Genomic DNA, 24,882 nt, shown 5'->3' on the forward strand with positions numbered 1-24,882 from the left:
GTTCAAAACAAAGCCAAAATTCTTTTTCAAAGCCACCAATAGCAATCAACGCAAAAAACGCCAGTGCGCGAAACTCGCGGACTGACGGCGTCCCTTTGAGGGGACATATTGGGTTACTCAGGTGTCTTGAGTGGCCTGAAATAGCCACAGTTTCTCCGGAAAGTCAATACCAACACGGCCCCAAGACAAGTTAATTCTGGACCGAAAGCCCCGAAACGCCTATATCGCGGCATATGGAACAGCTTTCATTCATAAAGATGCATGGCCTTGGTAATGACTTTGTCATCATTGACGGCCGCGAACAGAATCCCCGGCTGACCCCGGCCGCCCTTCGTGCCATTGGCGACCGTCATCGCGGCGTCGGCTATGACCAGCTTGTGGTTCTGGAACCGACAGACCGGGCCGATGTGTTCATGCGCATCCATAATTCAGATGGCACCGAGGCGGAAGCCTGCGGCAACGCGACCCGCTGCGTCGCCCATCTGATGATGGCAGAACTGGATCAGGATGCGGTGGTGATCGAAACCGTTGCCGGCCTTCTGAAAGGAAGCCGCATGGATAACGGCAATGTCATGATCAATATGGGAACGCCGAAAACAGGCTGGCAGGACATCCCGCTTGCCCGCGAGGAAGATACCCTGCATATCCGCATGGAAGCCGGACCGCTGTCCGATCCGGTCGGCGTCAATATGGGCAACCCGCATATCGTCTTTTTTGTCGAGGATGCGGACGCCATTGATCTGGAAACTTGGGGTCCCGTTCTTGAACATGACGCCTTGCTGCCGGCCAAGGCCAATATCAGTGTCGCCAGCCTGATGAAGGACGGCCACATCCGCCTCAGGGTGTGGGAACGCGGTGTCGGCATTACGCTGGCCTGCGGGTCTGCCGCCTGCGCCACCATTGTCGCCGCCACCCGGCGCGGTCTTGCGGATGGTGCAGCGATCCTGCATCTGAACGGCGGACCGCTGGACATGGCCCTGACCCCGGACGGAGAGGTCCTGATGGGCGGCGCCGTGGCCTATTCCTTTACGGGCATTCTGGACACATCCCTGCTGGAAGGAACCATGTGATGGGACAGGACAAGCCGCTTGAAGCCCCGGAAGTGATTACCTTCGGGTGTCGCCTGAATACCTACGAATCCGAGGTCATGCGCGGTCATGCTATGGCCGCAGGCCTGACCAATGCCGTGATCATCAATACCTGTGCCGTCACCAACGAGGCAGAACGGCAGGCCCGGCAGGCCATCCGCAAGGCCCGGCGGGACAACCCGGACGCGAAAATCGTTGTCACCGGCTGCGCCGCCCAGACCAACCCGGACCAGTTCCGGGAAATGGAAGAGGTGGACCAGATTCTCGGCAATCTGGAAAAACTGGAACCGGCCTCCTTCGGTCTTGAGCAGGCCGAGCGGGTGCAGGTCAACGACATCATGTCCGCCACCGAAACCGCCAGCCACCTGATCGAGGGTTTTGACGGACGGGCCCGCGCCTTCCTGCAAATCCAGAACGGCTGCAACCACCGCTGTACCTTCTGCATCATTCCCTATGGCCGCGGCAACAGCCGCTCTGTTCCCCTTGGGGCCATTGTGGATCAGGCGGAAAGCCTGACCCGGAACGGGTATCGGGAATTTGTGCTGACCGGCGTGGATATCACTGCCTATGGCGAGGACCTGCCCGGCACACCGACCCTGGGCCAGATGTGCCGCCGTCTTCTGGCCGCCGTCCCCAATATCGAACGGTTGCGCCTGTCCTCGCTGGACCCGGTCGAGATCGATGACGACCTGTGGCGGCTGATCGAGAAAGAACCCCGCCTGATGCCCCACCTCCATATCAGCTTGCAGGCCGGGGACGACATGGTTCTCAAGCGGATGAAACGGCGGCATCTTCGCAAGGATGTCTATGACTTTGTGGCAAAGGCCCGCGCCCTTCGCCCCGATGTGGTGTTTGGCGCCGATATCATTGCCGGCTTCCCGACAGAAACCGACGAGATGGCCGCCAACAGCGTCCGGCTGGTCGAAGAATGCGACATTACCTATACCCATGTCTTTCCCTATTCGGAACGGCCCGGCACCCCGGCCGCCCGCATGCCGCAGGTGCAGGGAAATCTGCGCAAGGAACGGGCCGCGGCCCTTCGGGCGGCAGGCGATGCCAACCTGAAACGGTTTCTGGAAAGTCAGGTCGGACAGGACCTTGACGTGCTGGTTGAAAACGAGACAACCGGGCGGACCGAACAATATGCCCCCGTGACCTTTGACTTTGAAAGCGAACCGGGTACCATCGCCCGCGTCCGCATCACAGGAACGGACGGAAAGAAACTGTTTGCAAGCCGGGGAGCATGATCGGGGTCATGACTGACACAGAGAAAAAAGAGAAAAAAGGCTGGTTCCGTCGCCTGAAAGAAGGCCTGAAGCGGTCTTCCAATGCCCTGTCCACCGGCATTACCGACATTTTCACCAAGCGCAAGCTGGACGACGATGTTCTGGAAGAACTGGAGGAGCTGCTCATCACCTCCGATATCGGGGTGAGCACATCCGCCAAGATCACCGCCAATATTGCCAGGACCCGCTATAACAAGGAAATCGCCCCGGACGAAATCAAGGAGGCGCTGGCTGAAGAGGTTGCCGCCATTCTGGAACCGGTCACCCGCCCCTTCGTTCTGGATGAAAGCCGGAAACCCCATGTGGTGCTGGTGGTTGGCGTGAACGGCTCCGGCAAGACCACCACCATTGGCAAATTGGCCAAGCAATATGCCGATGCCGGGAAAAAGGTCATGCTGGCCGCCGGGGATACCTTCCGCGCCGCCGCGATCGAGCAACTCTCCATCTGGGGGGAGCGGACCGGCGCCCCTGTCATGACCACAAAGGTTGGCGGCGACGCCGCGGGCCTTGCCTTTTCCGCCTATGAACAGGCAAAGGCGAACGGGACGGACCTTCTGCTGATTGATACGGCCGGGCGCCTTCAGAACAAGGGTCACCTGATGGCGGAGTTGGAAAAAATCATCCGGGTCCTGAAGAAACTGGATGCGGATGCGCCTCATTCCTCCATTCTGGTGCTGGATGCCACCACCGGCCAGAACGCCATCAACCAGGCCGAGATTTTCGGCAAGGTCTGCGATGTAACCGGCCTTGTCATGACCAAGCTGGACGGCACCGCCCGCGGCGGCGTTCTGGTTGCCATTGCCGACAAGTTCGGCCTGCCGGTCCACGCCATCGGCGTTGGCGAGGGCATTGACGACCTGCAACCGTTTGCGGCCATGGATTTTGCCCGCGCCCTCAGTGGCAGCGAACAGCCGTAACCGTTTCCGCGACACATAAAGAGATCGAGTAAAGGACACCCCATGTCACAGCGTAAAATGCCGCAGGCCCTGAAAACGGCAACAGAACTGGGTCCTATCCTGCTCTTTTTTGGCGCCTATTACCTGTATGACCTGTATGTGGCGACCGGGGCCATCATGATCACCACGCTGATCTCGCTCGGGGTTTCCTATTACTATGAGCGGACCCTGCCGGCCATGCCGCTGGTCACGGCGGTCGTTGTCACGGTGTTTGGTGGCCTGACCCTGTATCTCAATGATGACACCTTCATCAAGATGAAGCCGACCATCATTTACGCCCTGTTCGCCGGGGCCCTGATTGCCGGGCTGGCCATGGGAAAATCCTTCGTGCAGGCCCTGTTCCAGAATTTCTGGACGCTGGATGATGCGGGATGGAAAAAGCTGACCCTGCGCCTGATCACCTTTTTCGGTGTCATGGCCATTGCCAACGAACTGGTCTGGCGGAATTTCTCAACCGATATCTGGGTCAATATCAAGGTCTTTGGCTTCACCGCCGCGACGTTCATCTTCTTTGTGGCGCAAGTCCCCCTGCTGTCCCGTCACGGTGTCACGGACCCGGACAACCCGGCCGAATAGGCAACCTGTCCGGCCGGGCAGCCGCTATCAGCGCCCGAAAACCGATTGCAGGATTTCGGTGGTTCGCTTGACCGGATTGTTGCGGATCGCCGCCTCTTCCGCCGCCAGATAGTGGAACAATCCCTCAAGGGCCAGATCGGTTGTATGCTCGGTCAGGTCAGAGCGGATATCCGGCGTAAAGGGATATTGCCGGAACTCACCCACCAGATTGTCATAGGCGCGAATGGCCCCCACATCGTTCAGGGAATCGGCAATGACCGGGCGAACGGTTTCTTTCAGGTCCGGCGTTGCCACCTTCCGAAAATACTGCGTCGCGGCATCATCAGGACCGTTATAGATCCTGTTGGCATCCTCCAGCGTCATTTCTGAAATGGCTTTCCAGATCAGCTCCTTGGTTTTGGGAACCGCCGCCTCGGCCGCCTTGTTCAACCGGCTTTCCAGATCGTCCGCCATCCCGGACAGGCCAAACCGGCGTAATAATGCCTGTGCCTTTTGCAGGGTATCCGGAAGGGGGATATGAACCGCCGGGTCCGCTTCAAACCCGCCCTGACGGCCCAACTGGCCGACAACCCGCTCGCTGCCCACCTTCAGCGCCTCTTTAAGGCCCCGGGTCACATCCGCCACGCTGAGGCTGGACGAGGAGGCGGAGGAGGAAGACGTACCCGCCGCATTATTGAGCGTGTTTTTCAGGCCCTGCAGAAGATCGGCTTGCGCACAACCGGCAGTGCCAACAAAAAGAACGGCGACCAATGCGCCCTTGACGAGGGAGTAGGTCATGGTGAGGGAGCCCCTTTTCTAACAAAATGAACCGGATGTTTAGCGCCTAGCGCTTCAGCATTTCAAGGGATTGTTTCAACATATCCCCTTCTGCATTGGTAAACGGAACGATACGGTCTTCATGCGCCGTGTCGCGGAACTGGTGCAGGGCCCAATACACGGTTGGAAAGGCCAGATCGTTCCACGGGATTTCGTCCCATGAAAACAGGCGCACATCCAGCGATTCCTCTCCGGCGGAAAATTCCGGCCGGTCCAGCGTGGCCCGGTACATGATCTGGACCTGACTGATATGGGTCACGTTGTAAACGGCCAGAAGGTCCCGGATGCGGATATCCGCATTGGCCTCCTCGCGGGCTTCGCGCCGCGCCCCTTCCTCTGTGGTTTCATGCTGTTCCATAAACCCGGCGGGCAGGGTCCAGAAGCCCTTGCGGGGATGGATGGCCCGCTTGCACAGCAGGAACCGGTCCTCAAACGTCACCACAGAGCCCACGACCACCTTGGGATTTTCATAATGGACCCAGCCGCAATCCGTGCAGACCTGCCGCTCCATGGTATCGCCATCGGGAATTTTCTTTTCAAACCCGAAATCTGTCGGATTGGTAGAGGATGACATGAGACCCTTCCTTTCCTTCAACCCCGCTGCCCGCGAACCTGTCAGGCTCGAATATCCAGTCTCCGGCCGATGCCCTCGAATGTCAGGTCGGGTTCACGCGGGGACAGGGCCGCAGGTTTTTCCTTTTTCTGGACAGGTTGCACCGCCCCCTGATCCGCATGGGACTGCCCCCCCGCCATTCGGCCGGACAAGGACACATTGCTGGTAAGCGTACCTGAAATTCTGACCATGGACCGCCGCCCTTTCCAGACGGATGAATTTTCACTCTTTCCTAATCTAGCAAGTCACGAATCATTGGGGAAGGGCGTTTATGGCTTTCTCCACATTCCCGTGCAGGGCACTGTCTTCCGGCACCACGGATTGCAGCTTCCTCCAGTGGCGAAGGGCCTCCTCCCGGTTGCCGGCAGCGGCCTCGGCCACGCCCACATACCAAAGGGCCTCGGGGATATCGTCATCCAGCGTTAGCGCCTTGCGATAAAGGGCAAGGGCATCCTCCGGAACCACGGCTCCGGCCGTCTCGCCTGCCTTGACAAGAGAAAAGGCCTGCATCACCAGCGGACCGGGATTGTCCGGCTGCATCCCGCTGGCCCGTCCATAGGCATCGGCCGCATTTTCAAATTGCTTTAATGTGGAATAAACCTGTCCCAACCGCATCAGGCCGTCGAATTCCGGGGCCTCTGCCATGCGGGTGGCCAGTCGTTCCACCATGGACAGGATCATGTCCTGACGGTCTTCCTCGGACAGGGAGGCCGCGGCCTCCATATCCTCGCGGGTCGGTCCTGCACCAACGGCGGGGGCGTCAACCGGCCCCTTGCTGGCCAGAAGCTCACTCACATCCCGGTCCAGCGTGGCGCCCATGTCGGCAATCCGGCTTCGCAGAATTTCCATGAAGGGGGCGTCCGGCTCACTGTCCTCAAACAGGGCAATCCAGTCCTGCAGGGCCTTTTCCTCGTTGCCGCTTTGGGCCTCCCGAAGGGCCATATAATACCGGGCGCCGGGATGGTCCGGGCTCATCTGATAGGCCCGCTCAAAGGCGTTAATCGCCGCATCGGACATCACACCATCGGCCAGAAAATAGAAATTCTCGCCTGCCCCCACCAGAAGGTCGGCGTCATCCGGCGCGATCCGCAAGGCCTGAAGATAGGTATTCGCCGCTTCCTCATATCGGCCCATGCGTGACAGGGACCGGGCCAGCAGAATCCAACCGTCCAGATTGTCGGGCTGTTCCTGAAGTTTTTGGGCCAGTTTGGCGACCAGTCCGCCCATATCCTGAGACGCAAGGGCCTGCTTTTCCGCCTGAATATCGCGGGAGGCAAGGGGCAGGGCCTTCAGGGTCGGCGAGCCGAGCTGGTAATAAAGACCGAGCGCCGCCGCCGGAACGGCCACAATCAGGGCAATGGCCACCCCGATCATTCTGGCAGACCGAAGCGTATCCCCGGCACCGCTCTCGCGGGAGGCTTTCAGGATGCGGCGCTGAATTTCCAGCCGGGCCTGATCCGCTTCGGTGCCGGACAGAATACCGCGGGCCACATCCTGCTCCAGTTCCTGAAGCTGTTGTTTATAGACCGTCAGGCCGCCCTTAACACGGGCCGTCCCTTCCGTATCCTTTTTCAACAACGGATAGATCAGGATCATCAGGGCGACGACCGTCAAGACAAGCAACAGAACCCAAATCATCCGCGATCATCCTCTTTCCCGTCCCGCAGCAAGCGGTCCAGTTCTTCCTGTTCTTCCGGGCTGAGACGCTGGACCGCTTCGCCCCCGCCAGCAGAAGACCGGCGCCGCAGGAACGCGATCGCCGCCAATCCACCCAACAGGAAAATCACCGCAGGTCCGACCCAAAGCAGGGCTGTCTTCATCTTGAACGGCGGGTTCAGCAACACCCAGTCACCATAACGGACCACAAGATAGTCCCGCACCTGATCATCCGTATCCCCTGCGGCAACCCGCTCGCGCACAACGCCGCGCAGATCGCGGGCAAGGTCCGCATTGCTGTCCATGATGGACTGGTTCTGGCAGACCAGACACCGGATTCCTTCTGAAATTTCCCGCGCCCGTGTTTCCTCTGCCGGATCGGCAAGGCGTTCATCCACAAACACGGCCTCAGCCATGCTCCCCGCCAGCAGGACCCCTCCGACGATCAGACTGAAGAAGAATGCTCTCACCCGTTCTCTCCCGAAACGCGCGGCAGGATGCGGGTCTCCAGATCATGTTCGGTGATCGGGCCGATAATCTTGTCCAGAATCCGCCCCTCACCATCGATAATGAAGGTTTCCGGCACCCCGTACACGCCGAAATCAATCCCGACACGCCCCTTCAGGTCCATGCCCGTCCGGGTATAGGCCGTACCATGCCGGGTCAGCCACTTGGCGGCGGCATCGGGCTTGTCCTTGTAATTCAGGCCATAGATATCCACAACGCCCTGCTGTTTCAGCTTCACCAGAAGCGGATGCTCTGCCAGACAGGCCACACACCATGACGCGAACACGTTCAGTAGCACCACCTTGCCCTGTTTCAGATCACTGGTCCCAAGGCCGGGGCCATATCCCGGCACCGGTTCCAACTGGAATTCCGGGGCCGGCTTGCTGACCAGTTCCGAGGGAATTTCCTTCGGGTTCAAAAAGAACAGCGCATACAGCATCAGCGCGGCGATAACCGCAAATGTCAGTACCGGGGCCAGAAATCCAAGACGCATGTTACTCTACTCCTCAAGCCGCGGAACCGGACGGAACCTGTTTGCGGCGGGCCGCCCCGATCCGGAAACGGCGATCGCTCAGGCTGAACAGGCCGCCAATGAACATCACGATGGACCCGATCCAGATCCACGAGATCAACGGCTTGTGATAGATACGGGTTGCGTATCCGCCCTTGCCATCCTGTTCACCGATCACCGCATACAGATCGGCGGACAGCATGGGATAGATGGCCGCCTCGGTGGTTTCCATGGGCGGGTTGGCATAAACCCGCTGTTCCGGATACAGGGTGACAACCTCTCGCCCGTCTTTCGAGACCACAAAGGTTCCCTGCAAACTGTCATAGTTGGGGCCCTTGATCTGCTCGGCGCCCTTGAACAGGTAGGTATACCCACCCACATCGGCACTTTCGCCGGGCTTCATGACTTCCAGCCGCTCACTTTGCCAGGTTTCCGCAGCCGTAATCCCCAGCACCACCAGCGCCACGCCCACATGGGCAATGGTCATGCCGTGGGCACTGCGGGGCAGGTTGACCATCCGCCGCCAGCTATTGCCGAAACCGGTGCGGAACAGCTTGATCCGCTCGGCCCATTCAACCAGCGCCCCAACCAGCAGCCAGGCGAAAATGGCCATACCCACCAGGGACAGGAACGGTCCCCCATCTGCCAGCCACCAGGTCAGGCCCAGAATGACAAAAATCGACAGCACCGCCAGCTTGAGGCGGGACAGAACCCCGCGCAGGTCCGCCCGTTTCCACGGCAGCAACGGCCCGACCCCAATCGCGATTACCAGCGGAATGGCCAGCGGCAGGAAGGTGGAATTGAAGAAAGGCGGCCCCACGGAAACCTTGGCGCCCGTGAAGGCATCCAGAAACAGCGGATACAGGGTGCCCAGCAAAACCGTGGCCGTCGCCGTGGACAGCAGCAGGTTATTCAGGACAAGCGCCCCTTCACGGCTGATCGGTGCAAACAGACCGCCGCCCTTCATCTTTGGTGCCCGCAAGGCATATAGCAACAGCGATCCCCCGACCACCGCCACAAGGAAGATCAGGATAAACACACCCCGTGTCGGGTCAGACGCAAAGGCATGAACGGAATTCAGCACGCCGGAGCGCACAAGGAAGGTGCCGAGCAGCGACAGGCTGAACGAGACAATGGCCAGCAGGATCGTCCAGTTCTTGAGGGTATCCCGTTTCTCGACCACGATCGCCGAATGCAGCAAAGCCGTTGCGGCCAGCCACGGCATGAAGGACGCGTTTTCAACCGGGTCCCAGAACCACCAGCCGCCCCAGCCAAGCTCGTAATAGGCCCACCATGAGCCAAGCGCGATCCCCAGTGTCAGGAAACCCCACGCGGCAAGGGTCCACGGGCGAACCCACCGGGCCCACGCCGGATCAACCTTGCCCTCGATCAGGGCGGCAATGGCGAAGGAAAAAGTGACCGACAGCCCCACATATCCCAGATACAGGAACGGCGGATGGAAGGCGAGGCCCGGATCCTGCAGCAGCGGGTTCAGGCCACGGCCATCAAACGGGGCCGGGTCAATCCGCTCGAACGGGTTGGACGTGAAAATGACAAACAGCAGAAACCCGACACCGATCAGGCCCTGAACCGCAATCACACGGGCTTTCAGGCTTCCCGGCAGGTTCTTGCCAAAGGCGGCAACCGCAAAGCCGAACAGGGCCAAAATCCACACCCACAGCAGAAGCGAGCCTTCATGGTTCCCCCAGACACCGCTGATCTTGTACAGCATGGGTTTCAGGGAATGGGAATTGCTGGCAACGTTCAGGATGGAAAAATCACTGGTCACATACCCGATGGTCAGGGCAATAAACGCCACGGTCAGGAACAGGAACTGCACCAGCGAGGCATTACCGCCGAAATTCATCAGCTGCATGTTGTGCCGATGCGCCCCATACAGCGGCAAGGTGCCTTGCAGCAGGGCCGCAATCAGCGCCAGAATAAGGGAAAACTGACCAATCTCGGCAACCATCAGTTACTCCCTTCCGGCTGCCAGTGACCGGCATCCCTCAGGCTTTCCGCCACTTCGGGCGGCATGTAATTCTCGTCATGCTTGGCCAGCACGTTGGACGCCACAAACAGGCCATTTTCATCCAGCTTGCCTTCGGCGACAACGCCCTGTCCCTCGCGGAACAGGTCCGGCACCAACCCACGATAGGTCACCGGCACCGATTCCGCCAGATCCGTGACCCGGAAGCGGATGATCACGCCGTCCTTTTCAACGGACCCTTCCTCGACCAGTCCGCCAAGACGGAAGCTCCGGCCCGCGGGCACGGGCTTTTCAGCCAGATCGGAAGGGCTGTGGAAAAAGACCAGACTGTCTTCAAAGGAATAGAGAACCAGCGCGGCGGCAACGCCCAAAACGCCCATTCCGGCAAGAAGAGTATAAAGGCGCCGTTTCTTACGTGTCATTCAAAGGCTCCGTTCGGGAAGACCGTGTCCGGTTGCGCCGGGCCTGTCGGCGCTCCTCAAACGGTTTCAGGTCCCGTTCAATTCGTCTCAATCGCCGGACACTGAAAACAACCAGAAGGGTCAGTACAACGGCGGAAACCAGATAGGACGGCCAGACGAACGCCGCATACCCACCCATTTCCAGAAACTCGTTAAACTCTGCCATGTCCTGCTTCCAAATCCGACCTAAATCATCAGGTTTTCGTCAATATATGTGTTCGCGTGGATTGTACCAGTACAAACCGGTGCCAATGCGTCACAATGCCGCGAGGTTTGCCCGGCCCCCGCCTCTTCCTGCCGCGCTTCCGGCCTCTATTCCTGCAACTGGCTGATCTTCATGATTTGCAGACGCCGATCCATGATCTCGGCCTTGACGCGAATGATGAAGACGGACAGGAACAGCATCATATAGGCCGCCCCCATCACCAGCAGCGGTGTCAGGATGGAACCGTGAATTTTCGGCCCGTCCAGCGTGGCCACACTGGCTGGCTGATGCAGCGTGTTCCACCAGTCCACGGAAAACTTGATGACCGGTATATTGATCGCGCCGACCAGCACCAGAATGGCCGCCGCCCGCGCCGCCTTGGAGTGATCATCGAAACTGCCCCACAGGGCCATATATCCCAGATACAGGAACAACAGGATCAACATGCTGGTCAGGCGGGCATCCCACACCCAGTAGGTGCCCCACATGGGCTGGCCCCACAGCGCGCCGGTTACCAGTGCCAGCAATGTGAAACAGGCCCCGATCGGCGCCGCCGCCTTGGCAGACAGGTCCGCAACAGGGTGTTTCCAGATCAAGCCCGCAGCCGCTGAAACCGCCATCATGGTATAAACAGACATTCCCATCCACGCCGCCGGAACATGGACAAACATGATGCGAACAGTCTCTCCCTGCTGGTAATCCTCCGGCGCAACGAACAGGCCCATATACAGCCCCGTCACCAACAGCAGAACAGCCGCCCCCGTCACCCACGGAAAGACAGCCGACGCCAGTCTCAGAAACCGGGTAGGGTTCGCATATTTGTGGAAATCAATGGCCATTCGGGTCTTTTACTCCAAAACTTGTCAATTCTTCGCCCTGCTCAGTCCACCGCCAGACGCAGCGCCGCAGCGGCAGCAACCGGACACACAACCAGCGCCCCCAGCGACATTGCGGCCAGCAACGACAGATGGGACGCCATGGGCAACACGGCAATGGCGGCCTCGACCGCCGCAACACCAAATATCAACACAGGTATATATAAGGGCAATACCATTAACGACAACAGGACGCCACCCCGCCGAAGCCCAACGGTCAATCCCGCCCCGACCGAACCGATCAGGCTGAGGGCCGGTGATCCCAGCAACAGGGCAAATTCCATCGCCACAATCCCGTCAAAGGGCATGTTGAGCGACACCGCCAGCAAGGGCGTGATCAGGATCAACGGCAGGATCGAGGTCAGCCAGTGGGACACCACCTTGGCCAGCACCACCAGTTCAACGGGGACCCGTCCGATCATCAGCAGGTCCAGCGAGCCATCCTCAAAATCCGCCTGAAACATCCGATCAAGGGTCAGCAGGCAGGACAGAAGCGCCCCCACCCAGAGCACACCCGGCCCGATCCGTTGCAAGATGTTCAGTTCAGGCCCCACCCCCAGCGGGAACAGGGTCACCGCAATGACAAAGAACGCCAGCGTCAGGGTCAGGGCACTGCCCTGCCGGAAGGCCAGCAGCAATTCCCGGCGTACCAATCCCAGAAATCCCGCCATCATTCCCGCGTCCCCCCGCCGTTCAGGTCCAGATAGCCAACACCATCGACCTGCAGGTCCTGATGGGTGGCGAACAGGGCCATGCCGCCGTCCTTCAGATGGGCGGCAAGGCAGTCCGCGAACAGGCGGATATAATGGGTATCAAGGGAACTGATCGGCTCGTCCAAAATCCAGAGCGGGGCTGGCGAGGCCACAAGCCGGGCCAGATTGGTCCGTTTTTTCTGCCCCGCTGACAGAATGCCCGCCGGCATGTCCGCAATCCGCGACAGCTCAAAAATCTCCAGCGCCTCGGCCACCCGGGATACCCCGGCATATGTCGACCAGAAGGTCAGGTTTTCGCGGGCCGTCAGAACCGGCTTCAAGGCATCCTGATGCCCGATATAATGACAATGGCCCTGATAGGCGTCCGGGTCCTCGCGGATATCGATCCCGTTCCAGCAGACCGATCCACGGGCCGGTTTCAGCAATCCGGCAACCACCCGCAGCAGGGATGTCTTGCCCGCCCCGTTCTTGCCCTTGACCCAAAGCGCCTGCCCTGCTGACAGGGACAAGGCCGCCTTGTCGAAAACCAGACGGTCTCCGCGGATACAGGTCAAGTCAGTAGCGGTCAGGCTCATGGTCAGTGGTGCGCTCGCAAACAATTCGGTTCGATCCTGAGTACAGGATTGTCCGTTTCACCGCAACCGGTTGTGCTGCGACCAAAGGTAGCCGCCCCCGCCTTGACCGTTCCCCTATTCGTAGGTTCGGGCGTCCTCGATGACCATGCCATCATTGGCAAGGCTGCCAACAGGAACAAAAGCCACGCTGCCACGGACCTTGCACTGAGCCTGAATGCTGTCCTCAATGGCAGCCTGCAGATCGGCTGTGCCGGTTTCAACCTCACACTGCAGGGTCATCTGGTCCACATTGTCCTCGCTGGTCACAACCAGCCGCACCTTGTGAATTTCAGAATGTCGTTTCTGAACCGAAACAACCTGTCCCGGATGGACAAACATTCCCTTGACCTTGGCGGTCTGGTCGGCCCGGCCCATCCAGCCCTTGATCCGGGGACCGGTGCGCCCACAGGCACTTTCCCCTTCCATCAGGGCGGACATGTCGCCGGTGGCAAAGCGGATCAGCGGATAGGTCCTGTTCAGGGTGGTCACCACCACTTCGCCAACCTCACCCGGAGCGACCGGATCGCCGGTTCCGGGGCGGACAATCTCGACGATCACGCCCTCGTCAATGGTCATGCCTTCCATGGCATCGGTTTCATAGGCAACCAGCCCCAGATCGGCCGTACCGTAAGACTGGATCACCGTGTCGACCCCCAGATCCTGCAGCGCCGTGCGCAAGGACGGGGGCAGGGCCTCACCGCCCACGCTGGCGACCTTGATGGAACTCATATCAAGGCCGGCCTCGCGGCCCTTTTCCAGAAGAATGCGCAGGAAGGACGGCGTCCCCACATAGGCGCGGGGTTTCAGGGTGCTGATGGCCTCAAGCTGCATTTCCGTGTTTCCGATACCGGCCGGGAATACCGTACAGCCCACGGCACGGGCGCCGCTTTCCATCATGTGACCGGCAGGGGTCATGTGATAGGCGAAGGTGTTATAGACCAGATCGCCGGGGCGGAAACCCGCGGCCCACATGGCCCGGCCCATCCGGAAATAGTCCCCCTGAATATCCCCCGGCTCGAAAATCGGGCCCGGCGACATGAAGATATTGGCAATCTGGGCCATCCCCAGACCGTTCAGCCCCCCCAGGGGCGGCGTATTTCGCTGGGTCTCGATCAGGTCGGATTTGCGGGTCACCGGCAAGGTCGCCAGCGCCTCCCGCGAGGTGATGGAGGCCGGGTCCACATCGGCCAGCAATTGACCGAAATACTCGGAATTTTCGCGAGCATGGGCAATCTGCTGCTGCAGGGCCTGCATCTGCTCCCGCTCCCGCGTGGCCGCATCCCGTGTTTCCAGTTCGTCATAAAATTTACCGGCGCCTGTCATCTCTACCCCACTTGCTATCTGTCCAAAGCCGTTACGCCAGCCAACGCTTGCGGCGGCGATAATGCTTCACATCCCGGAAGCTTTTCCGCCCGTCCCCGCCAAGGCCGAGATAGAATTCCTTCACGTCCTCGTTATTGGCAAGATCGGTTGCATCACCATCCATCACCACACGCCCGTTTTCAAGGATATATCCATAATGGGCATATTTCAGTGCGATGGTTGCGTTTTGCTCGGCCACCAGAAAGCTCACACCGGTTTCCACATTGAGGCGCCGGACAATCTCGAAGATTTCCTCGACAAGTTGCGGGGCCAGACCCATGGACGGCTCGTCCAGCAGGATCAGGCTCGGCTTGGCCATCAGGGCCCGGCCAACAGCCACCATCTGCTGTTCACCGCCGGACACATACCCGGCCTGTGAATTGCGCCGCTCTTTCAGGCGGGGGAAATAGTGATACACCTTTTCAAGTTCCGCATTGACCACGGAGCGCCCGCCCTTGCGGGTATAGGCACCGGTCAACAGGTTCTCTTCCACTGTCAGATGTTCGAAACAATGGCGGCCCTCCATCACCTGAACCACCCCGTCCATAACAAGATCGGCGGGGGATTTGGCGGTGATATCGGCGCCGTTATATTCAATGGAGCCTTTCGTAACCTCCCCGCGCTCGGAGCGGAGGAGGTTCGAAATGGCCTTCAAAGTTGTGGTCTTGCCGGCACCGTTGGCCCCGAGAATGGAGACAATCGACCCCTTCTCGACTTCCAGCGATACCCCCTTCAAGACAAGAATAACGTGGTCATAAATGACTTCGATGTTATTGACCTTCAGAAGTGGATTACTCGGTGCACTCATTGGCAAGACTCACTCTTTTTCAGGTTAGCAGGTATTGATTAGCCACAAGTGGCCGGTTCCAGACCTTTTTCCTTCAGGTATTTGTCCGCAGTTTCCTGCATGGCCGGAACGACAAGGTCGTTCATGGGCTCGATCGGCTCGGACACCAGATTCCATTTCTTGCCATCCCACTGCTGGATGAAGAAGGAACCACCACCGATATGATCCTCGCAGGTCGGTGCGATATTCGGCACCATGCCTGTAATGCCCATCTTGGCGGCTGTTGCGTCGTCGATCTTGATATTCTCCATGCCCCAGCGCAGTTGCTCCGAGGTGATGGCTTTCACGCCGAATTTCTCCTGCGCGGCCAGAATACCCGCATGGATGAAGGTCTGGGTCACGACGGAGCGGTTATAAAGAACCTGTCCGACATTTTCCTCGCCAGCGCCATTGCCCTTGCCGTAGACATGCTTGACAATTTCCTGAATGACCGGGAATTCCTTACCGGCCACGTTGAAGGTCGCGCTTTTATACCCGATGGCGGCATCGCCAGCCGGAACCGTGTCCTGCTCGGCACCGGCCCACCAGTTGCCGATGAACTTCTCAGCCGGGAAGCGGATACCGGCGGCTTCCTTGATCGCGGTCTGGTTCATGGCGCCCCAGCCCCACATCACGATATAGTCCGGACGGGCACGGCGAACCTGCAGCCAGGTGGCTTTCTGCTCCAGCCCCGGGAAGGTGACCGGATATTCCTTCAGCGTGAAGCCGAACTTTTCGGACATGGTCCGGAAAATCGGAATGGATTCCTTACCATAGGCGATATCCAGATAGACCAGCGCAATGGTCTTGTCCTTCATGGCGTCAATGCCGCCTTCCTGCTCGCTGATATACTTGAAGATACCGGTGGCCTGACCCCAATAGTTGGTCATCAGCGGGAACACCCACGGGAACGCGGTTCCCACACCCGCATCCGAACGACCATATCCCATGGTCAGAAGCGGAATCTTGTCGGTCCGCGTCCGGTCAGTCAGCGCATAGGTGACACCCGTGCTGTACGGTTGATAGATCAGGGCCCCGCCATGATTGGTCTTTGTCCGCTCATAGCATTCAACCCCGCGGTCGGTGTTGTAGCCGAACTCGCATTCCTCATAGATCACACGGGCGCCGTTCACACCGCCGTCCCGCTCGTTGATCATGGCCCAGTAATCGGATGCGCCATTGGCCGTGGGAATGCCGCCCGGTGCAAATGGACCGGTCCGATAAACCAGCTTCGGCAGATACAGCGTATCCTCGGCCAGTGCCGGGGCCGGTGCGGCCAGCGGGGCCGCCAGAACGGCAGCACCAACGGCACCCAGTACAAATTTCTTCAAACTCATGTCTTTCCTCCCAGTTAGACTGTTCCCCCGGATGCGGCATAGCACCACCGGGCAATCGAAATCCGTCTGCCTCCAGACGGGTCAGTATGGAAACGGCCAGGTCCTCAGTTTCTCCTTGCCGATGGTCCATAGTCTTGCAAGCCCGTGAGGCTCCACAATCAAGAAAAAGATGATCAACACCCCGAAGATCATGAACTCCAGATGGGCCACCATATCCACCCCGATATTCCAGCCGATCATGGGCGGAACGTTGTTCAGGAAAATCGGCAGCAGGGTAATGAAGGCGGCCCCGATAAAGGCACCGAGGATACTGCCCATGCCGCCAATGATGACCATGAACAGGATCGAGAAGGACCGATTGATACCAAAGGCTTCCGGCTCCACCGTGCCCAGATGAACGAAAGCCCACAGCGCCCCGGCCACCCCGCAGAAGAAGGAACTGACGGCAAAGGCGGTCAGTTTGGTCTGCAGCGGCCTGAACCCGATGATCTCGGCGGCGATATCCATATCCCGGATGGCCATCCAGCCCCGGCCGATATGGCTGCGCACGAGATTTTTGGCGGCCATGGCCATCACCACGACAAAGGTCAGGGTGAACAGGTATTTTTCCGCCGGTGTATGGAATTCATAGCCCAGCACCACAAGCGGCGGGGCGGTGATCACACCGGACGGGCTGTAGTTTGTGAACCAGCCCACCTTGACCAGAAGCCATTCGATAAAAAACTGCGCGGCGAGGGTCGCCACCGCCAGATAGAAACCCTTGATGCGCAGGCTGGGGATACCGAACATCACGCCGACCAGCGCAGCCACGACACCCGCCAGCAGGATCGTCAGGATCAGCGGCAAGGTTGCCTCGGCCCCGCCAAGAGCAATGGAGAAGGTGGCCAGCTTGTAGGCCGAGAAGGCCCCCACCGCCATGAACGCCCCGGTCCCAAGGGAAATCTGCCCGGCATAGCCCGTCAGGATATTGAGGCCCACCGCCGCCAGTGCCAGAATAAGGAACGGCGTCATGATCGCGCCGACAAAGTAGTCCCCGGCAAACAGGGGAATACCGATGAAGGCAACCAGCAACAGAATGGCAATACCGATCCGGTCCTGAAGGATGGGGAAAACGGCCTGATCTTCCTTGTAGGAGGACTTGAACTGTCCTGCTTCACGATAAAACATCTACCCTAAACCCTCTCAATAATCTTTTCGCCAAAGAGACCCTGCGGCCGGAACAGCAGGAAGACCATCGCCAGCATGTAGGCGAACCAGTTTTCAATCGCCCCGCCCACAAAGGGGCCAAGATAGATTTCCGCCAGCTTTTCGCCTGCACCAATGATCAGCCCGCCAATAATCGCACCCGGGATCGACGTGAACCCGCCCAGCATCAGAACCGGCAGGGCTTTCAGCGCCAGCAGGGACAGGCTGAACTGGACGCCCAGCTTGGAGCCCCACATGATCCCGGCCACCAGCCCGACCAGACCGGCCACGGACCAGACGATGATCCAGATATTGCGAAGGGAAATCCCCACGGACATGGCCGCCTGATGATCGTCAGCCACCGCCCGGAGCGCCCGGCCGATCTTTGTCTTGTTGAAAAAAATCGCCAGACCGAGAACAAGTCCCCCGGCGGTCGCCCCGGCCACCAGTTCAAGCTGGTCCACGAAAATGCCCCCGAAATCGAGAGACCCGGTCGGCAGGCCGATATCAAGCGGCTTGATATCGCTGCCCCAGAGGGTCTGGCCGAAACCGTCGAGGAAAAAGGTGATCCCGATGGTCGCCATGAACAGGATGATCGGTTCCTGATTGACCAGTTTGCCGAGCACGAATTTCTCGACACACCAGGCCAGCAGGATCATCACAACAACCGTCAGGAGGAACGCCACCGTCCAGTGAACGCCCAGCATCTCCTGAAAGCCCACAAGGCTGAGGGCGGCAAAAAGCATCATCGCCCCTTGCGCAAAGTTGAACACCCCGGAGGCCTTGAAAATCAGGACAAATCCCAGTGCGACGAGGGAATACAGGGTTCCGGTCAACAATCCGCTAAACAGAACCTCAAGGAAAAACATGAATTCAATGACAAAATCTTCCATTACACGCTCCCGCTACCGGATTAATGACCGCCGCCCAGATAGGCATCGATAACGTTCTGGTTGGTCCGCACCTCTTCCGGCACCCCGTCCCCGATTTTCCCGCCATAATCCAGAACCATGACCCGGTCGGAGATATCCATCACCACCCCCATGTCATGTTCAATCAGGCAGATGGTTGTTCCGAACTCGTCATTCACATCCAGAATGAAGCGGCACATGTCTTCCTTTTCTTCAAGGTTCATGCCGGCCATGGGCTCGTCCAGCAGCAGAAGCTCCGGCTCTGCCGCCAGGGCGCGGCCAAGCTCAACCCGCTTTTGCAGGCCATAGGGCAAGCGGCCCACCGGGGTCTTGCGAATGGCCTCGATTTCCAGAAAGTCGATGATGTCCTCGACGAAGCGGCGATGTTCCAGTTCCTCTTTCTCGGCCTTGCCCCACCAGATCATGGAGGTCAGCAGGTTGGATTTCATCTTCAGATTGCGGCCGGTCATGATGTTGTCCAGCGTCGACATGCCCTTGAAAAGCGCCACATTCTGGAAGGTCCGCGCAATTCCTTGCGCCGCCGCTTCATAGGGCTTCATGGCGCTTCGTTTTTGTCCCTTGTAGGTGATGGTTCCCTGCTGCGGATGATAGAAGCCGTTGATACAGTTCAACATCGACGTCTTGCCCGCACCGTTAGGCCCAATGATGGCCCGCACCTCGCCTTTCCTGATATCGAAACTGACATCAGAAATTGCCCGAACCGCGCCAAAAGACAGGCTGATATCCTCCACGGCCAGAAGGACATCGCCGGGTTTGATTTCATGTACTCCCATGACTTTACGATCCCTGCAATTTAAGACGCGGCACGAACGGCCGGATAGGTTTCAGCATCCCAGACCTTGACGGTGGCCTTGAGAACGCCAGTCCGGCCATCCTCGAATGTCATCTGAGACTCGATATAGGCGGTTTCATCATTGGAGAAGAGCGCGTCAATCAGCGTCCCGTAGCGTTCCGCCACGATACGGCGGCGCACCTTTCGGGTTCGCGTCAATTCCCCGTCATCCGCATCCAGCGCCTTCGGCAAAATCAGGAAACGGCTGATCTGGGCACCGGCAAGCTCACTGTCGATGGCAAGGTCCCTGTTGACCTGCTCCACCCCTTCCTTGACCAGACTGTAAACCTCGTCCCGATTGGCAAGGTCCTGATAGCTGGTATAGGAAATGCCCCGCCGTTCCGCCCAGTTGCCCACGGCCTCAAGATCGATATTGATGAAGGCAGTGACCGTATCCTTGTCCGCGCCATGACAGACCGCTTCGGAAATGGACGGGAAGAATTTCAGCTTGTTCTCGATATACTGGGGGGCGAACAGGGTTCCATCCTCCAGCTTGCCCACATCCTTGGCCCGGTCGATAATCTTCAACTGGCCGTCATCGGTCATGATCCCGGCATCCCCTGTGTGAACCCAGCCATCGGTGGTTTTGGTTTCCTGCGTGGCTTCATCGTTCTTGTAGTAGCCGACAAAGCTGCCGGGACTGCGATACAGCACCTCACCCGTCGTCTCATCCAGCTTGACCTCGCATCCCGGAGCGGGCGGCCCGACTGTATCCGGGCGCACATCCTTGTCATTCTGGATGCAGACATAGGCACAGGATTCCGTCTGGCCATAGAGCTGCTTCAGGTTCAGGCCGAGCGAGCGGTAAAACTTGAAAACCTCCGGTCCCATGGGGGCACCGGCCGTATAGGCCACCCGGATTTCACTGAACCCCAGCGTATTCTTGAGCGGCCCGTAAACCAGAAAATCCCCGATGGTATAGAGCAGCCGATCCAGAAACGAGACCGGCTTGCCTTCCAGGATCTGCACCCCGCAGCGTTTTGCCACATCGATGAAATAGTGGAACATCTTCTGCTTGATCTTGCTGGCATCCTCGATGCGGATCATCATCTGTGTCAGCATGTTCTCGAAGATCGCGGGCGGCGCGAAATAATAGGTCGGGCCGATTTCCCGAAGGTCGGTCAGAACCGTTTCCGCACTTTCCGGGCAATTCACGGAAAAGCCGGCCTGTGAGGCCTGTGAATAGGAAAACAGGTGGTCCCCGACCCACGCCATGGGCAGATAGGACAGAACCTTGTCCTTTTCGGTCAGGTTTTCGAACTCAACCGACAAACGGCCGCAGGTCACCATGTTATCGAAACTGAGCATGACCCCCTTGGGGCGACCGGTTGTCCCGGATGTATACAGGATCGTGGCAATATCGCTGCCCTTCGCCTTGTCCACTTCCGCCTCATAGAAACCCGGATGGGCGGCATCAAAGGCCCGGCCCTTTTCCTGTACGGCCTCATACGACAGGATGAACGGCTGGGTGTAATGCCGCATCCCGCGTGGTTCCTTGTAAATCAGGTGGGTGATGGTCGGACATTGATCCATGATGGACAGAACCTTGTCCACCTGCTCCTGATCCTCTGCCACGACGACTTTGGCCTCGGCATGGTCCAGAACATACTGGACTTCCTCGGCCACGCCATCCTGATAGATCGGCACCGGCAAGGCACCAACGGCCTGAGCCGCGGCAAACACCCAGTATAATTGCGGACGGTTTGAGCCAATAATGGCAATGGCATCCCCCCGCTTGACCCCCAATTCTGAAAAACCAAGCGCGAGGGCGCGGGCGTTTTCATAGACATCCTTCCAGCTATAGGTCTGCCAGATGCCGAATTCCTTCTCTCTGAAAGCGGGTGCGTCAGGTCGTTGCCGGGCATTCCTCAGCAACAATTTCGGGAAGGTATCGCACTCCTGTACTTCGCTTTTCATAGGTTCCCTGTTCCCCATCATAGGCGTTACAAAATGCCACCACATTCCAGGAAACGGTCGGTCTACGGGCGCGAAGGCACACACTGCGCTTCCCGTGTATATCCTTGACGGCACCTTCCCCTGAAAAGGTGCACCTAGTCGACGTCTCTCCCAAAACGTGCGGCTTTTCACCGTCTTCCAGACCTGCTTATATTTTCAGGCCTTCTAAATTGCACTATTCGAATATTGCCACTAAAGGTCAAGAGAAAATTTTCAATTATTTGCTTATTTAATAAAAAAACTTCCTAATTAAACAACTATATACAATAAATAAAAAGAACAAGCGTTTGTATTAATAGTAAAAATACTAACCATATATTTATTCAAATAAACAAATAGTATATATATAAGATTTATAAAACGAATAATATCACGCTGTTCTTGATTTTTTAGATTTTCATAATATTAATATTACTAGATGTCTTTTGTCATTTTTTGTTTAGTTAATATAAACTGGGTTTTGCTCCCCCGGTTACCGCAATAATTTCACTCATCCCGCGCCGGACTGAAACGGCGCGACTGTTCAAGGGCAGAAAAGACGGCATTTTACCGGTGCGGCGGCGGGCCCTCCCCCGTCAAACCCGGATCAGCGGCGGCCGTTTTGGCCAAGTTTTGGGCAAAATGAAAAATATTCCAGCCGGGAATCACGGCGCCCGGCCCCCGGCCACTCATTCGGGTTGAGTAAGCGGCCAGCCCTTCCCCGGCATTTTCCCTGTCAATTTTTTGCCCCTTTCAGGGAGAATCTTACCTTTAGTCTTGAGAAAGTTGGAAAAATGGGGCACATACGGGCCGATAATTCATTGGTGTCATAATAACCCCGGCACCACCCCGTTCCCATTCTGAGCAAGGAGCGAAGCGTTGACAACAACTGGTCACGACAGCCTGAAGACACGTCGATCACTCGAGATTGACGGAAAGAAATACGACTACTACAGCATTCCGGCCGCCCAAGAAGCCGGCCTTGGCGACGTATCCCGTCTGCCGTTTTCCCTGAAGGTCCTGCTGGAAAACCTGCTTCGCCACGAAGATGGACGTACCGTCACATCCGACGATGTAAACGCCCTGGCAGGCTGGCTGAAAGACAAGAAAGCCGACCGCGAAATCGCGTACCGCCCGGCCCGCGTCCTGATGCAGGACTTTACCGGCGTTCCCGCGGTTGTTGACCTTGCCGCCATGCGCGATGCAATGGTGAACCTTGGTGGTGATCCGAAAAAGATCAACCCGCTGGCACAGTGCGATCTGGTCATCGACCACTCCGTGATGGTTGACAAGGCCGGTTCCGCCTCCGCCTTTGCTGAAAACGTCGACCTTGAAATGGAACGCAACGGCGAACGCTATGCCTTCCTGCGCTGGGGTCAGAAAGCCTTCAACAACTTCCGCGTTGTTCCTCCGGGAACCGGCATCTGTCACCAGGTAAACCTTGAATATCTCGCGCAGACCGTCTGGACCACAGAAGACCAGAACGGTTCCGAGGTTGCCTACCCGGATACCCTCGTCGGCACAGACAGCCACACCACCATGGTGAACGGCATGGCCGTTCTGGGTTGGGGTGTTGGTGGTATTGAGGCCGAAGCTGTCATGCTGGGCCAGCCGATCTCCATGCTGATCCCCGAAGTTGTCGGCTTCAAGCTGACCGGCAAGCTGAAAGAAGGCACCACCGCAACCGATCTGGTGCTGACCATCACCCAGATGCTGCGTGCCAAGGGTGTTGTTGGCAAGTTTGTTGAATTCTTCGGTCCGGGTCTGGACGAACTGTCCCTCGCCGACCGTGCAACCATTTCCAACATGGCACCGGAATATGGCGCAACTTGCGGCTTCTTCCCGATCGATGAGGAAACCATCAACTTCCTGAACTTCACCGCACGTGATGCAGACCGTGTCAAGCTGGTGGAAGCCTATGCCAAGGCACAGGGCATGTGGCGCGATGCCGATACACCGGACCCGGTCTTCACCGACACGCTGGAACTGGATATCAGCTCTGTTGAGCCGAGCCTGGCCGGACCGAAGCGTCCGCAGGACCGTGTTCTGCTGTCCGAGGCCACTTCTGAATTCCAGAAAGCCCTGCCGACCCTGTCCGGCAACAACGACGGCATCGAAAAGAAGGTTGCCGTTGCTGGCACCGATTACAGCATTGGCAGCGGCGATGTGATCATCGCGGCCATCACCTCCTGTACAAACACGTCCAACCCGGGTGTGATGCTGGCCGCCGGTCTGGTTGCCCGCAACGCCCGCGCCAAGGGCCTGAAAGTCAAGCCGTGGGTCAAGACCTCGCTGGCACCGGGTTCCAAGGTTGTGACCGACTATCTGGTCGAAGCTGGCCTGCAGGACGATCTGGACGCGCTCGGCTTTAACCTTGTCGGTTACGGCTGTACAACCTGTATCGGTAACTCTGGCCCGGTCGCAGAACCGATCGCCAACGCCATTGCCGAAGGCGAACTGGTTGCCTGTTCCGTTCTGTCCGGTAACCGGAACTTCGAAGGCCGCGTCAGCCCGCAGGCAAAAGCCAACTATCTGGCCTCACCGCCACTGGTTGTTGCCTACGCCATTGCCGGCTCCCTGAACATCGACATCACCAAGGATGCCCTCGGTGAAGATCAGGACGGCAACCCGGTTTACCTGAAAGACATCTGGCCGACCAATCAGGAAGTCCATGACGTTGTTCGCGACTCCCTGAACCGGGACATGTTCGCAAAGCGTTACAGCGATGTGTTCGCCGGCGACGCCGCATGGCAGAGCATTGAAACTGCAGAAGGTCAGACCTACACCTGGGACGCCGCTTCCACCTATGTCCAGCATCCTCCGTATTTCGAAGGCATGCAGAAAGACGCAGGCGGTTTCAGCGACATTCAGGGCGCCCGTGTTCTGGCCCTGCTTGGCGACTCTGTCACCACCGACCATATCTCTCCGGCCGGTGCCATCAAGGCAGACAGCCCGGCAGGTGAATATCTGCGTGACCACAATGTTCCGGAAAAAGACTTCAACTCCTATGGCTCTCGCCGTGGTAACCACGAAGTCATGATGCGCGGCACCTTTGCCAACATCCGTCTTCGCAACGAAGTTGCACCGGGCACAGAGGGCGGCGTTACCCGCCACATGCCGGATGGGGAACAGCAGTGGATCTATGATGCATCCATGCAGTACCAGAAAGACGGTGTTCCGCTGGTGGTCTTCGCTGGCAAGGAATACGGTACCGGCTCCAGCCGTGACTGGGCTGCCAAGGGCACTCGCCTGCTGGGCATCAAGGCCGTTGTCGCGGAAAGCTTCGAGCGTATCCACCGGTCCAATCTGGTCGGTATGGGCATCCTGCCCCTCCAGTTCCCGGAAGGCGTCACCCGCCAGACCCTGAAACTGGATGGTACGGAAACCGTTGATATCACCGGCATCGAAGGCGGTATCAAGCCTCGCATGACCGTTCCCTGCGCGATCACCCGTGCGGACGGTTCCACCGTCAATGTCGACCTGCTGTGCCGGATCGACACCCTCGACGAAGTGGAATACTACCGTCACGAAGGTATCCTGCAGTATGTTCTGAGAAACCTGTCCGCCTCCTAACCGAGTGCAGGATCAGGACCTGATTGAAACGGC

General features: G+C 58.3%; 24 protein-coding genes. 5 read left to right on the plus strand and 19 right to left on the minus strand.

What is annotated here, in order from left to right; all coding sequences use genetic code 11:
- The first annotated feature begins 233 nt into the window (after window positions 1-233).
- The 4 genes from dapF to FQB27_RS15805 are packed head-to-tail and all read left to right on the plus strand — an operon-like array spanning window position 234 to window position 3,906.
- On the plus strand, window positions 234-1,070 hold the full coding sequence (dapF, locus tag FQB27_RS15790; protein ID WP_169562035.1) for a diaminopimelate epimerase: 837 nt from the start codon (window positions 234-236) through the stop codon (window positions 1,068-1,070).
- The gene (gene mtaB, locus FQB27_RS15795; protein ID WP_169562036.1) at window positions 1,070-2,335 is read left to right on the plus strand and encodes a tRNA (N(6)-L-threonylcarbamoyladenosine(37)-C(2))-methylthiotransferase MtaB; all 1,266 of its coding nucleotides are present in this window, start codon (window positions 1,070-1,072) and stop codon (window positions 2,333-2,335) included. Before dapF ends, mtaB begins: the two co-directional genes overlap by 1 nt.
- A gap of 8 nt (window positions 2,336-2,343) precedes the next feature.
- Entirely contained in the window at window positions 2,344-3,291 is a 948-nt protein-coding gene (gene ftsY, locus FQB27_RS15800) for a signal recognition particle-docking protein FtsY (protein ID WP_240953554.1), read from the plus strand.
- 42 nt (window positions 3,292-3,333) lie between these two features.
- Window positions 3,334-3,906, plus strand: a complete 573-nt coding sequence (locus FQB27_RS15805; RefSeq protein ID WP_169562038.1) for a septation protein A — start codon at window positions 3,334-3,336, stop codon at window positions 3,904-3,906.
- 27 nt (window positions 3,907-3,933) lie between these two features.
- Here the strand turns inward: FQB27_RS15805 and FQB27_RS15810 are convergent, their stop codons facing one another.
- The 19 genes from FQB27_RS15810 to FQB27_RS15900 form a co-directional block, all read right to left on the minus strand.
- On the minus strand, window positions 3,934-4,683 hold the full coding sequence (locus tag FQB27_RS15810) for a DUF4197 domain-containing protein (protein ID WP_169562039.1): 750 nt from the start codon (window positions 4,681-4,683) through the stop codon (window positions 3,934-3,936).
- A gap of 46 nt (window positions 4,684-4,729) precedes the next feature.
- Window positions 4,730-5,296: an NUDIX hydrolase gene (locus FQB27_RS15815; protein ID WP_169562040.1), complete on the minus strand. Its 567-nt coding sequence runs from the start codon at window positions 5,294-5,296 to the stop codon at window positions 4,730-4,732.
- Between the two features lie 41 nt (window positions 5,297-5,337).
- Window positions 5,338-5,526 carry a hypothetical protein gene (locus tag FQB27_RS15820; protein WP_169562041.1) on the minus strand — a complete coding sequence of 63 codons (189 nt, stop codon included), beginning with the start codon at window positions 5,524-5,526 and terminating at the stop codon, window positions 5,338-5,340.
- A gap of 61 nt (window positions 5,527-5,587) precedes the next feature.
- Window positions 5,588-6,973, minus strand: a complete 1,386-nt coding sequence (gene ccmI / locus FQB27_RS15825) for a c-type cytochrome biogenesis protein CcmI (protein ID WP_169562042.1) — start codon at window positions 6,971-6,973, stop codon at window positions 5,588-5,590.
- Window positions 6,970-7,461, minus strand: a complete 492-nt coding sequence (locus FQB27_RS15830) for a cytochrome c-type biogenesis protein (protein ID WP_284347903.1) — start codon at window positions 7,459-7,461, stop codon at window positions 6,970-6,972. Before FQB27_RS15830 ends, ccmI begins: the two co-directional genes overlap by 4 nt.
- Window positions 7,458-7,991, minus strand: a complete 534-nt coding sequence (locus tag FQB27_RS15835; protein WP_169562043.1) for a DsbE family thiol:disulfide interchange protein — start codon at window positions 7,989-7,991, stop codon at window positions 7,458-7,460. Before FQB27_RS15835 ends, FQB27_RS15830 begins: the two co-directional genes overlap by 4 nt.
- Before the next feature lie 13 nt (window positions 7,992-8,004).
- On the minus strand, window positions 8,005-9,981 hold the full coding sequence (locus FQB27_RS15840; RefSeq protein ID WP_169562044.1) for a heme lyase CcmF/NrfE family subunit: 1,977 nt from the start codon (window positions 9,979-9,981) through the stop codon (window positions 8,005-8,007).
- On the minus strand, window positions 9,981-10,421 hold the full coding sequence (ccmE, locus tag FQB27_RS15845; protein WP_169562045.1) for a cytochrome c maturation protein CcmE: 441 nt from the start codon (window positions 10,419-10,421) through the stop codon (window positions 9,981-9,983). The genes FQB27_RS15840 and ccmE overlap by 1 nt, the downstream gene beginning before the upstream one ends.
- Window positions 10,411-10,626 (minus strand): heme exporter protein CcmD, encoded by a 216-nt coding sequence (ccmD, locus tag FQB27_RS15850; protein ID WP_169562046.1) that lies wholly within the window; start codon window positions 10,624-10,626, stop codon window positions 10,411-10,413. The genes ccmE and ccmD overlap by 11 nt, the downstream gene beginning before the upstream one ends.
- Before the next feature lie 146 nt (window positions 10,627-10,772).
- Window positions 10,773-11,504: a heme ABC transporter permease gene (locus FQB27_RS15855; RefSeq protein WP_169562047.1), complete on the minus strand. Its 732-nt coding sequence runs from the start codon at window positions 11,502-11,504 to the stop codon at window positions 10,773-10,775.
- Window positions 11,505-11,545: 41 nt separating this feature from the next.
- The gene (ccmB, locus tag FQB27_RS15860; RefSeq protein ID WP_169562048.1) at window positions 11,546-12,214 is read right to left on the minus strand and encodes a heme exporter protein CcmB; all 669 of its coding nucleotides are present in this window, start codon (window positions 12,212-12,214) and stop codon (window positions 11,546-11,548) included.
- Window positions 12,211-12,852 carry a heme ABC exporter ATP-binding protein CcmA gene (gene ccmA, locus FQB27_RS15865; protein WP_206374739.1) on the minus strand — a complete coding sequence of 214 codons (642 nt, stop codon included), beginning with the start codon at window positions 12,850-12,852 and terminating at the stop codon, window positions 12,211-12,213. Before ccmA ends, ccmB begins: the two co-directional genes overlap by 4 nt.
- 90 nt (window positions 12,853-12,942) lie before the next feature.
- Complete coding sequence (locus FQB27_RS15870; protein WP_169562049.1) at window positions 12,943-14,190, minus strand: phenylacetate--CoA ligase family protein; 1,248 nt, start codon at window positions 14,188-14,190, stop codon at window positions 12,943-12,945.
- A 31-nt stretch (window positions 14,191-14,221) separates the two neighbouring features.
- Window positions 14,222-15,037, minus strand: a complete 816-nt coding sequence (locus FQB27_RS15875; protein WP_169562050.1) for an ABC transporter ATP-binding protein — start codon at window positions 15,035-15,037, stop codon at window positions 14,222-14,224.
- 38 nt (window positions 15,038-15,075) lie between these two features.
- On the minus strand, window positions 15,076-16,392 hold the full coding sequence (locus tag FQB27_RS15880) for an ABC transporter substrate-binding protein (RefSeq protein WP_169562051.1): 1,317 nt from the start codon (window positions 16,390-16,392) through the stop codon (window positions 15,076-15,078).
- Window positions 16,393-16,473: 81 nt separating this feature from the next.
- Window positions 16,474-17,559 (minus strand): branched-chain amino acid ABC transporter permease, encoded by a 1,086-nt coding sequence (locus tag FQB27_RS15885; RefSeq protein WP_169562052.1) that lies wholly within the window; start codon window positions 17,557-17,559, stop codon window positions 16,474-16,476.
- Between the two features lie 5 nt (window positions 17,560-17,564).
- Window positions 17,565-18,470 (minus strand): branched-chain amino acid ABC transporter permease, encoded by a 906-nt coding sequence (locus FQB27_RS15890; protein ID WP_169562053.1) that lies wholly within the window; start codon window positions 18,468-18,470, stop codon window positions 17,565-17,567.
- Window positions 18,471-18,490: 20 nt separating this feature from the next.
- On the minus strand, window positions 18,491-19,282 hold the full coding sequence (locus tag FQB27_RS15895) for an ABC transporter ATP-binding protein (RefSeq protein WP_169562054.1): 792 nt from the start codon (window positions 19,280-19,282) through the stop codon (window positions 18,491-18,493).
- Between the two features lie 20 nt (window positions 19,283-19,302).
- Window positions 19,303-21,258, minus strand: coding sequence for an AMP-binding protein (locus tag FQB27_RS15900; protein ID WP_206374741.1), 1,956 nt, complete (start codon window positions 21,256-21,258; stop codon window positions 19,303-19,305).
- Between the two features lie 897 nt (window positions 21,259-22,155).
- Between FQB27_RS15900 and acnA the strand changes: the two genes are divergently transcribed.
- Window positions 22,156-24,849 carry an aconitate hydratase AcnA gene (gene acnA, locus FQB27_RS15905; protein ID WP_169562055.1) on the plus strand — a complete coding sequence of 898 codons (2,694 nt, stop codon included), beginning with the start codon at window positions 22,156-22,158 and terminating at the stop codon, window positions 24,847-24,849.
- Window positions 24,850-24,882: the final 33 nt, after the last annotated feature.

Source organism: Sneathiella chinensis (assembly GCF_012720115.1).
Lineage (GTDB): Bacteria > Pseudomonadota > Alphaproteobacteria > Sneathiellales > Sneathiellaceae > Sneathiella > Sneathiella chinensis.

Coding starts and splice junctions, on each gene's coding strand:
- dapF (WP_169562035.1), top strand. CDS start 234: ATGGAACAGCTTTCATTCATAAAGATGCATGGCCTTGGTAATGACTTT.
- mtaB (WP_169562036.1), top strand. CDS start 1,070: ATGGGACAGGACAAGCCGCTTGAAGCCCCGGAAGTGATTACCTTCGGG.
- ftsY (WP_240953554.1), top strand. CDS start 2,344: ATGACTGACACAGAGAAAAAAGAGAAAAAAGGCTGGTTCCGTCGCCTG.
- FQB27_RS15805 (WP_169562038.1), top strand. CDS start 3,334: ATGTCACAGCGTAAAATGCCGCAGGCCCTGAAAACGGCAACAGAACTG.
- FQB27_RS15810 (WP_169562039.1), bottom strand. CDS start 4,683: ATGACCTACTCCCTCGTCAAGGGCGCATTGGTCGCCGTTCTTTTTGTT.
- FQB27_RS15815 (WP_169562040.1), bottom strand. CDS start 5,296: ATGTCATCCTCTACCAATCCGACAGATTTCGGGTTTGAAAAGAAAATT.
- FQB27_RS15820 (WP_169562041.1), bottom strand. CDS start 5,526: ATGGTCAGAATTTCAGGTACGCTTACCAGCAATGTGTCCTTGTCCGGC.
- ccmI (WP_169562042.1), bottom strand. CDS start 6,973: ATGATTTGGGTTCTGTTGCTTGTCTTGACGGTCGTCGCCCTGATGATC.
- FQB27_RS15835 (WP_169562043.1), bottom strand. CDS start 7,991: ATGCGTCTTGGATTTCTGGCCCCGGTACTGACATTTGCGGTTATCGCC.
- FQB27_RS15840 (WP_169562044.1), bottom strand. CDS start 9,981: ATGGTTGCCGAGATTGGTCAGTTTTCCCTTATTCTGGCGCTGATTGCG.
- ccmE (WP_169562045.1), bottom strand. CDS start 10,421: ATGACACGTAAGAAACGGCGCCTTTATACTCTTCTTGCCGGAATGGGC.
- ccmD (WP_169562046.1), bottom strand. CDS start 10,626: ATGGCAGAGTTTAACGAGTTTCTGGAAATGGGTGGGTATGCGGCGTTC.
- FQB27_RS15855 (WP_169562047.1), bottom strand. CDS start 11,504: ATGGCCATTGATTTCCACAAATATGCGAACCCTACCCGGTTTCTGAGA.
- ccmB (WP_169562048.1), bottom strand. CDS start 12,214: ATGATGGCGGGATTTCTGGGATTGGTACGCCGGGAATTGCTGCTGGCC.
- FQB27_RS15870 (WP_169562049.1), bottom strand. CDS start 14,190: ATGACAGGCGCCGGTAAATTTTATGACGAACTGGAAACACGGGATGCG.
- FQB27_RS15875 (WP_169562050.1), bottom strand. CDS start 15,037: ATGAGTGCACCGAGTAATCCACTTCTGAAGGTCAATAACATCGAAGTC.
- FQB27_RS15880 (WP_169562051.1), bottom strand. CDS start 16,392: ATGAGTTTGAAGAAATTTGTACTGGGTGCCGTTGGTGCTGCCGTTCTG.
- FQB27_RS15885 (WP_169562052.1), bottom strand. CDS start 17,559: ATGTTTTATCGTGAAGCAGGACAGTTCAAGTCCTCCTACAAGGAAGAT.
- FQB27_RS15890 (WP_169562053.1), bottom strand. CDS start 18,470: ATGGAAGATTTTGTCATTGAATTCATGTTTTTCCTTGAGGTTCTGTTT.
- FQB27_RS15895 (WP_169562054.1), bottom strand. CDS start 19,282: ATGGGAGTACATGAAATCAAACCCGGCGATGTCCTTCTGGCCGTGGAG.
- FQB27_RS15900 (WP_206374741.1), bottom strand. CDS start 21,258: ATGAAAAGCGAAGTACAGGAGTGCGATACCTTCCCGAAATTGTTGCTG.